This is a genomic window from Arthrobacter agilis (assembly GCF_002953615.1).
GTDB lineage: Bacteria > Actinomycetota > Actinomycetes > Actinomycetales > Micrococcaceae > Arthrobacter_D > Arthrobacter_D agilis_B.
In genome coordinates this window covers 2,899,925-2,907,819 of sequence record NZ_CP024915.1, presented here as the reverse complement: position 1 = coordinate 2,907,819, position 7,895 = coordinate 2,899,925, and the positions used below count along the sequence as shown (strand labels likewise).

The window sequence follows — 7,895 nt, the reverse complement described above, 5'->3', positions numbered from 1 at the left end:
GCCACGGCGTGGCGTTGAACAACCTCCTCACCGCCAACAGGATGACGACCTCCACGATCATCTACCCCGGGCAGAAGCTCACGATCCCGGTCAAGGGTGCCGCACCCGCTCCTGCTCCCGCGCCCGCTCCCGGGGGACTCGTGCCGTCGACCTTCCTCGGCTACCAGTACCCCGACAGGGTCGTCGCCGACGCGAACGCCAACAAGGCGCTGCTCAACTCCCTGCCGGCGCCGTCACCGGCCGAGATGAAGCAGATCGTCGCGGACACCGCCCGCTCCATGGGCGTGGACCCGAGCCTCGCCCTGGCCTTCGCCTTCCAGGAATCCAGCTTCAACCAGCGCTCGGTCTCCCCTGCCAACGCCATCGGCACCATGCAGGTCATCCCCTCCTCCGGGCAGTGGGCGAGCGAGCTCGTGGGCCGCAAGCTCAACCTCATGGATCCGTACGACAACGCGACGGCAGGCATCGCGATCATCCGGTCCCTCGTACGCACCAGCCCGTCACTGGACATCGCCATCGCGTCCTACTACCAGGGCCAGTACTCGGTGCAGACCAGGGGTATGTTCGAGGACACGAAGCACTACGTCGCCGCCATCAAGGCACACCAGAAGAACTTCCGGTAGGCCTTCCGGCAGGCCGGCGGGAGGGGGCGGGATCGCGTGGTGGTCCCGTCCCCTCCGGCTGCACCCGTCTAGGATCGGAGGGTGCACCAGCATCGGAAGGACCCGCTCGAGGGCACGACTGTCGACGGACGCTACATCGTCCATTCGCGGCTGGCCCGTGGCGGCATGTCCACCGTCTACCTGGCCACCGACCGCCGGCTCGACCGCCGCGTGGCGCTCAAGGTGCTGTACCCGCACCTCGCCGAGGAACCCGGCTTCATCGACCGGTTCGAGCAGGAAGCGAAATCGGCCGCCCGCCTGTCGCACCCCCACGTGGTGGGCGTCCTCGACCAGGGCGTCGACGACGCGGGCGGGCAACCCGTCGCATACCTCGTCATGGAGTTCGTTCCCGGAAGGACCCTGCGGGACGTCCTGCGGGACCGCGGGCGACTGCCCCCGCGGGAGGCGCTGCAGCTGCTGGACGCCGTCGTCGAAGGACTGGCGGCGGCTCATGAGGCCGGCCTGATCCATCGCGACGTGAAGCCGGAGAACGTACTCCTCTCCGACGCGGGACAGGTGAAGATCGCCGATTTCGGCCTCGCCCGTGCGGTCTCGGCCACCACCGGCACCGCGACCCTCGTCGGCACGGCCGCGTACCTGTCCCCCGAGCTTGTCCTCGGCAGACCTGCGGAAGCGCAGAGCGACATCTACTCGACGGGCATCATGCTCTTCGAACTCCTGACGGGCCGGCAGCCCTTCACGGGCGAGACGCCCATCCAGGTGGCGATCCAGCACGCCCAGTCCGACGTGCCCGCACCGTCACTCCTCCTTCCCGGACTGGCCGCGGACATCGACGAGCTCGTCCAGTGGTGCACGTCGCGCGACCCGGAGGACCGGCCCGTGGACGGTTCCGCCCTCCTCGGCGAACTCCGGCACATCCGGGCGACCCTCAGCGACGGGGAACTGGACTTCGCGTCCCCGGACGCGCCCGCACCGGATCCGGGACAGGACCAGCTGACGGCTGCCGTCATCCCCCGGCTCCCGTCCGGAGACGCACGGACCGAGGCCCTGTCGTGGTCCGCGCTTGCGGGCGCGGACGAGCGGGACGACACCGCCGGGTGGACCGGAGTACTGCCCGCCCGGGGACGCGAGGACAACCGCACGAGCGTCATCGAGCCGGACCGCAACGCCACCCGCGTGCTCGGGGCGATGCCGGGACGCCCGCCGTCGTCCCCGCCGTCTCCCGGTACGGCGTCCGCGGCAGGGGCGCCCGGCGGTGCACCGCTGGTCCGGCCGGCGACGGACATGACACAGGTGATACGACCGGGAGTCGACGCCGAGGCCACCCTGCCGGGCCACGGCCTCTCCGGCCCGGCCGGGTCGGAGCACGATGCCCGCGCCGCCGTGCGCGGTACCGGGGGCCCCGACGGCCGGCCTGCCGGGAGCACGGCTCGTGCCCTCACCCGACGGCAGCAGGCGCGGCAGGCGCAACGGCCGCAGAAAGCCCTGCTCGGGCGAACCGCGCGACGCTCCGTGCGGGTGTTCGTGGTGCTGCTGGTCCTGCTCGCCGGACTCGTCGCCGGGGCCGGCTGGTTGTTCGGCTCGGGACCGGCGGGCCTGGTCTCGCTTCCCGATGTCGCCGACGTCCCGCTCGCGGAGGCACGCGCCGCGCTGAAGGAGGAGGGCTTCGCCTCCCTGACCACCGACGAGGTCTTCTCCGAGTCCGTGCTGGCGGGCCTGGTCATCGCCACCGACCCCACGGCGTCGTCCCCGGTGCGGCGCTTCGAGAGGGTGGAACTCATCGTGTCGAAAGGCCCCGAACTGTTCCGCGTGCCCGACCTCGTCGGCAGGACCGGTGTCGACGCCGCCGCCGGGATCGGGGCGGCAGGCCTGGCGGTCGGAGCACTCGACGAGGAGTACGACGACACCGTGCCGGCAGGACTGGTGCTCCGCCAGAGCCCGGAGGAGGGAGCCGAGCGCCGCCGGAACGCTCCGGTCGACCTGGTCGTCTCCCTGGGTCCCGCGCCCATCGCGGTCCCGGACGTCACGGGCCTCACCGAGCAGGAGGCGATCGCCGCGCTGGAGCAGGCCGGACTCGAGGCGACCGTGAGCGACACGCCGGAGTACAGCCGCACCGTGCCCGCCGGGGCGGTGCTGGCACAGAGCCCGGCCGGCACAGAGGTGCAGCGGGGTACGGCCGTCGCCCTGACGCTGTCCCGGGGCCCGCGCATGGTGCGGGTCCCCAGTGTCTTCTCGCTGACGGAGGAACGCGCCGTCGCAGCCTTGGAGGACGCCGGGTTCACCGTGCAGGTGGACTACACCTTCGGCGCCGCAGTCCTCGGCCTCGTCGCCGGGCAGAGCCCGACGGGCGAGCAGCCCGAGGGGACCACGATCCGCATCACCGTCACGTAGGGCGGGACCCTTCGGCTCGTCGTCGGAACACGAAGGAGGCGGCCACCGGACGTGGCCGCCTCCTGGTTCCCCGTCGACGCGCGGTCAGCTCTTGGAGAGCGCCCCCGCGACGAGGAACGCCATCTCGAGCGACTGCATGTGGTTGAGGCGCGGGTCGCAGACCGACTCGTAGCGCTCGATGAACGCATCCTGATCGATCGGGTCCGCCCCGCCGAGGCACTCGGCGACGTCGTCGCCCGTCATCTCCACGTGGAGGCCGCCGGGGAAGGTCCCCAGGGCGTTGTGGACCTCGAAGAAGCCACGCACCTCGTCGATGACGTCGTCGAAGTTGCGCGTCTTGTACCCGTTGGGCGACGTGACGGTGTTGCCGTGCATCGGGTCCGTGACCCAGAGGACCTGCGCTCCCGAGGCCGTCACGCGCTCCACGAGCGCGGGGAGCTTCTCGCGGATGTTCTGCGCACCCATGCGGGTGATGAAGGTGAGCCTGCCCGGTTCGCGGTTCGGGTCGAGCTTGTCGATGAGCGCGAGGGCGTCGTCGCCCGATGTCGAGGGCCCGAGCTTGACGCCGATCGGGTTCCGCACGCGGGACAGGAAGTCCACGTGGGCGCCGTCGATCTCCCGTGTCCGCTCCCCGATCCACAGGAAGTGCGCCGACGTGTCGTACGGCAGCGACGTCCGCGAGTCGATCCGTGTCAGGGCCCGCTCGTAGTCGAGCAGCAGTGCTTCGTGGCTGGCGAAGAACTCGACCCGCTTCAGTGCCTCGAAGTCCGCACCGCACGCGTCCATGAAACGCACGGCCCGGTCGATCTCCCGTGCGAGCGACTCGTAGCGGGAGTGGGCAGGGTTCGCGGTGAAGCCCTTGTTCCAGTGGTGGACCAGACGCAGATCGGCGAAGCCGCCCTGCGTGAACGCACGGATGAGGTTCAGTGTGGAGGCCGAGGTGTGGTAGGCCTTCACCATCCGCGAGGCGTCGTGCCCGCGGGTCTCGGGCGTGAAGTCGTACCCGTTGACCATGTCGCCCCGGTAGGCGGGAAGGGTGACGCCGTCGCGCGTCTCGTCGTTGGACGAGCGGGGCTTGGCGAACTGGCCTGCCATCCGGCCCATCTTGATGACCGGCAGGGACGCGCCGTAGGTGAGGACGACGGCCATCTGGAGGATCGTGCGGACGCGGGCGCTGATCTTGTCCGCCGTCGCGCCGTCGAAGGTCTCCGCACAGTCTCCGCCCTGCAGGAGGAATGCCTTCCCCTGCGCCGCGGCCGCCAGCCGCTCACGCAGCACGTCCACCTCTCCGGCGAAGACGAGCGGCGGAAGGCTCGAGAGTTCCTTGACCGACGCCGAATAGACTCCGGGGTCCTGCCACGAGGGCTGCTGGGCCGCGGTCAACGAACGCCAGGCATCGAGGCCGGCGGTGGTGGACAGGGCAGGTGCCGCGGTGCGGGGAAGGACGGGAGCTAGTGAATCAGTCACAGGGAAATTCTACGGGCTGGACGTCCAGCACCCGATTCGGCCTGTCACGGCGGCTTCGCGGGATGTCACACAGTCCGGGCGGGACGGGACGGAGTCGCCCTAGCCGGCCTCGGGGCCGGCGTCCTTTCCGTCGTCGGCCCGGGCGGCCGCGTCGGCGGACGGTGCGCGGCCGACCTCGGTGACGGTTCCCGGCGCCGGTCCGCTCGCGTCCTGGGAGATCCGCACGGCGGCACGACGGCTGTCCGCTCCCGGCTTGGGCGTCTTGCGGCCGGCGGCCTTCTCCGCTGCCAGGCGCTCCTTGACCGTGCTCGCGTAGGCGTCGACGTACTCCTGCCCGGACAGCCGCATCAGCTCGTACATGATCTCGTCGGTGACCGAGCGCTGGACGAAGCGGTCGTCCTCGAGTCCCTCGTAGCGCGTGAAGTCGAGCGGCTCGCCGATGATGATGCCCACGCGCCGGATGTTGGGGATGCGGCGGCCGATGGGCTGCACCTTGTCCGTCCCGATCATCGCCACCGGGATCACCGGTACGCCGGTCGCCAGGACCAGCTTCGCGACTCCCGTCTTCCCCCGGTACAGGCGCCCGTCAGGGCTGCGGGTGCCCTCGGGGTAGATCCCGAGGATGCCGCCGTCGTTCAGGATGTCCATGCCGGCCGTCAGGGAGGACGACGACGCCGCACCGCCCGAACGGTCCATCGGCAGCTGGTTCGACAGCCGGAAGAAGAGGGCGGTCAGCCTGCCCTTCAGGCCCTTCCCGGTGAAGTACTCCGACTTGGCGAGGAACACGACCGGGCGCGGGACGACGATCGGCAGGAAGATCGAGTCGGAGAAGGACAGGTGGTTGCTGACGATCACCGCCGGGCCCGACGAGGGGATGTTGTCGAGGCCCTTGACCCAGGGGCGGAAGAGGAGGTTGAGGATCGGACCGACGATGATCCGCTTCATCACCCAATAGAACACGCTGCTCGTCCTCCCTGCATGGACGGTCCGGCACTGTGCGTGCCGCCCGCTTTTCTCCTGTGGAAGCCTACTCTAAGGGCGTGCGGCCCCTGGACGACGTGCGGGCCTCCCCGCCGCGTCCTGTCCTGTCCGGCCCGGAGGGGTTCGCCGCCGTCCTGCCGTGCGGTGCACCCGGTGCCCGCAAGGACTCCGGAACGCCGGCAGGCGGTTGACGTAGCGCCGCGCGATGTCCACGATTGAACCAGCACGCCCTCTGAATCCCAGAACGCCGGGCGGATCACATCCGACGCCGGGCCGCAGCACGCGACAGCAGGTACCGAGATATGGGCCCCCGAGGTCAGGAACCGAACGAATCCACCGATGACGCCGTCTGGCAGGACCTCGTGGCGCGGCTCGAAGGGACAGCCACGGACGCCGGCCCCGGCGGGGAGCACCGCTCCGGCGCGTCGCCCGCCGGAACGCCGGATGCGGAGCGGAACGGCCACGGGGCGGACGGCCTGACCGACCTGGGCGAGTCCGGGACCGCTCCGACGGCGAGGGAGCGCGCCGACGCGATCTTCCGCAACCAGCCGCTCCGCTCCGAGGGACCGCGCGACTACGACGCGCCGGCGGACTCGGAGGACGACGAGGGCTTCACCCCGGAGGAGCCGCCGCCGCTCGGCACGGGCGATCCACTGACCGTCCTGGCCTGGATCGGGGCGGCGGGCGGGCCCGTCATGCTCCTCCTGTTCGCCATGTTCTGGCGGGACGCACCGCTCGCCGCCACGCTCGGCGTCCTGGCCCTGTTCCTCGCCGGGGCGGGATACCTCATCAGCAGGCTGCCCACCCACCGGGATCTGGGGGACGACGGCGCCGAGGTGTAGCGCCGTCGCGGTTCAGGTTCCGCTGCGCGAGAGCAGCCGTGAGAGGTCCGCGGCGCCGATGAGGCCGGCCTCCGGACCGAGCGCCGCCCGCTCGATCCGGGCCGCGGGCCGGAAGCCGCGACCGGTCAGATTGCGTCCGAAGGCGCGCCTCGCCGGGTCCAGCAGGAGTTCACCCGCCGCGCTCAGACCACCGCCGATCACGAAGGTCCCCGGATCCAGGGCTGCCGCGAGGTTCGCCAGCCCCAGGCCCAGCCACTGCCCGACGTCGTCGACCAGTTCACGCGACGCCGGGTCACCCTCCATCGCGAGGCGGGTCACGAGCGCGCCCGTGATCGCCGCATCGTCACCGGTAGCGGCGGCGATGATTGCCTGCGCCACGGGGGAGTTCGCGGCCGCGAGTTCCCGGGCCTCGCGGCCCAGCGCGTTGCCGGACGCGTACTGCTCCCAGCACCCACGGTTGCCGCACTCGCAGCGGTGACCCTGCGGCACGATGATCTGGTGCCCGAACTCACCGGCGACGCCGTACCGGCCGCGCTCGACGCGGCCGCCCAGGATCATCGCCCCTCCGATACCGGTGCCCAGGGTGACGCAGACCAGACGCGACTCACCCCGGCCCGCACCGAAACGCCACTCGGCCCAGGCTGCGGCGTCGGCGTCGTTGACGACCGTCACCCGGCGCCGGAGCAGCTTCTCGAGGTTCCGGCGCAGCGGCTCGTTGCGCCAGGCGAGGTGGGGACTGAACAGGACGGTGCTGTTGGAGAGGTCCATCCAGCCGGCGGCACCGATGCCGATCGAGCGGATCCGGTACTCGTGTGACAGTTCACGGACGAGGTCGGTGATGACCGACTCCACCGCGCGCGGGTCCTGGCCCGGCGTCGCGCGACGCGCCTCGGCGAGGATCCGCCCGTGGACGTCCACCACGCCCGCGGCCACCTTCGTGCCGCCGATGTCGACGCCGACCGCGAGTCCGCGACGCGCCGGATTGGGGAAGGTGCTCCGGGCGGCCCTCGCGGTCAGCGGACCGTTGCCTCGCCAGCCGGGACCGGACTCGGTGCGCGGGCGCCGGCCGCGGGGGCCGGACGTCTCGGGCAGAATCGGCATGCGGTCCCTCCGGAGTCGTGGGGGCGCGCGGACACGCCACCGTTATCGATTCGTACATTACTGGACCGTAATCTGGGGAGGTGAACCTATAGGCTGAAGCGACCCCGCGGTCAAGGTGATATCGAAGGAGCTATCGTGCGTGACATCAGCGTTCCCGTCCTCGTGGACGTCCCCCGCCAGAGCAACACGGCGGACCTCGTGATCCGGCAGGCGGCCAAGCCGTCGAACCCGGCGCTGTTCGCCGTCAAGGGGGCCTCGGGCGAGTGGACGGACATCCGGGCCACGGAGTTCCGCCGCCAGGTGGAGGACGTCGCGAAGGGCCTCATCGCCTCGGGCGTGCAGCCCGGTGACCGTGTGGCCATCATGGCCCGCACCCGGTACGAGTGGTCGCTGGCGGACTTCGCCATCTGGTTCGCCGGCGCCGTCTCCGTCCCGGTCTACGAGACCTCCTCCCCCGCGCAGGTCGCCTGGATCCTCAGCGACTCCGGCG

7 protein-coding genes are annotated in these 7,895 nt (G+C 71.1%); 4 read left to right on the top strand and 3 right to left on the bottom strand.

Going from position 1 to position 7,895, the window contains the following annotated elements; all coding sequences use genetic code 11:
* Together CVO76_RS14190 and CVO76_RS14185 are read left to right on the top strand one after the other, a co-directional pair.
* On the top strand, positions 1 to 623 hold a 623-nt coding region (locus tag CVO76_RS14190), incomplete at its 5' end, for a lytic transglycosylase domain-containing protein (RefSeq protein ID WP_208739799.1).
* Between the two features lie 81 nt (positions 624 to 704).
* A complete protein-coding gene (locus CVO76_RS14185; RefSeq protein ID WP_208739798.1) occupies positions 705 to 3,014 on the top strand; it encodes a Stk1 family PASTA domain-containing Ser/Thr kinase in 2,310 nt (769 codons plus the stop codon).
* An 84-nt stretch (positions 3,015 to 3,098) separates the two neighbouring features.
* Here CVO76_RS14185 and CVO76_RS14180 read toward each other — a convergent pair whose 3' ends face one another.
* Complete coding sequence (locus CVO76_RS14180; protein WP_133081648.1) at positions 3,099 to 4,481, bottom strand: class II 3-deoxy-7-phosphoheptulonate synthase; 1,383 nt, start codon at positions 4,479 to 4,481, stop codon at positions 3,099 to 3,101.
* 99 nt (positions 4,482 to 4,580) lie between these two features.
* Positions 4,581 to 5,441, bottom strand: coding sequence for a lysophospholipid acyltransferase family protein (locus tag CVO76_RS14175; RefSeq protein ID WP_208739797.1), 861 nt, complete (start codon positions 5,439 to 5,441; stop codon positions 4,581 to 4,583).
* Positions 5,442 to 5,764: 323 nt separating this feature from the next.
* On the opposite strand from CVO76_RS14175, the gene CVO76_RS14170 reads away from it, so the two are divergent.
* Positions 5,765 to 6,304, top strand: a complete 540-nt coding sequence (locus CVO76_RS14170; RefSeq protein WP_208739795.1) for a hypothetical protein — start codon at positions 5,765 to 5,767, stop codon at positions 6,302 to 6,304.
* Positions 6,305 to 6,316: 12 nt separating this feature from the next.
* On the opposite strand, the gene CVO76_RS14165 is transcribed toward CVO76_RS14170, so the two are convergent.
* Positions 6,317 to 7,405 (bottom strand): ROK family glucokinase, encoded by a 1,089-nt coding sequence (locus tag CVO76_RS14165; protein ID WP_133081645.1) that lies wholly within the window; start codon positions 7,403 to 7,405, stop codon positions 6,317 to 6,319.
* A gap of 135 nt (positions 7,406 to 7,540) precedes the next feature.
* Here CVO76_RS14165 and CVO76_RS14160 point away from each other — a divergent pair.
* Positions 7,541 to 7,895, top strand: a 355-nt coding sequence (locus tag CVO76_RS14160; RefSeq protein ID WP_208739793.1) for an AMP-binding protein, incomplete at its 3' end; no start/stop codon positions are given.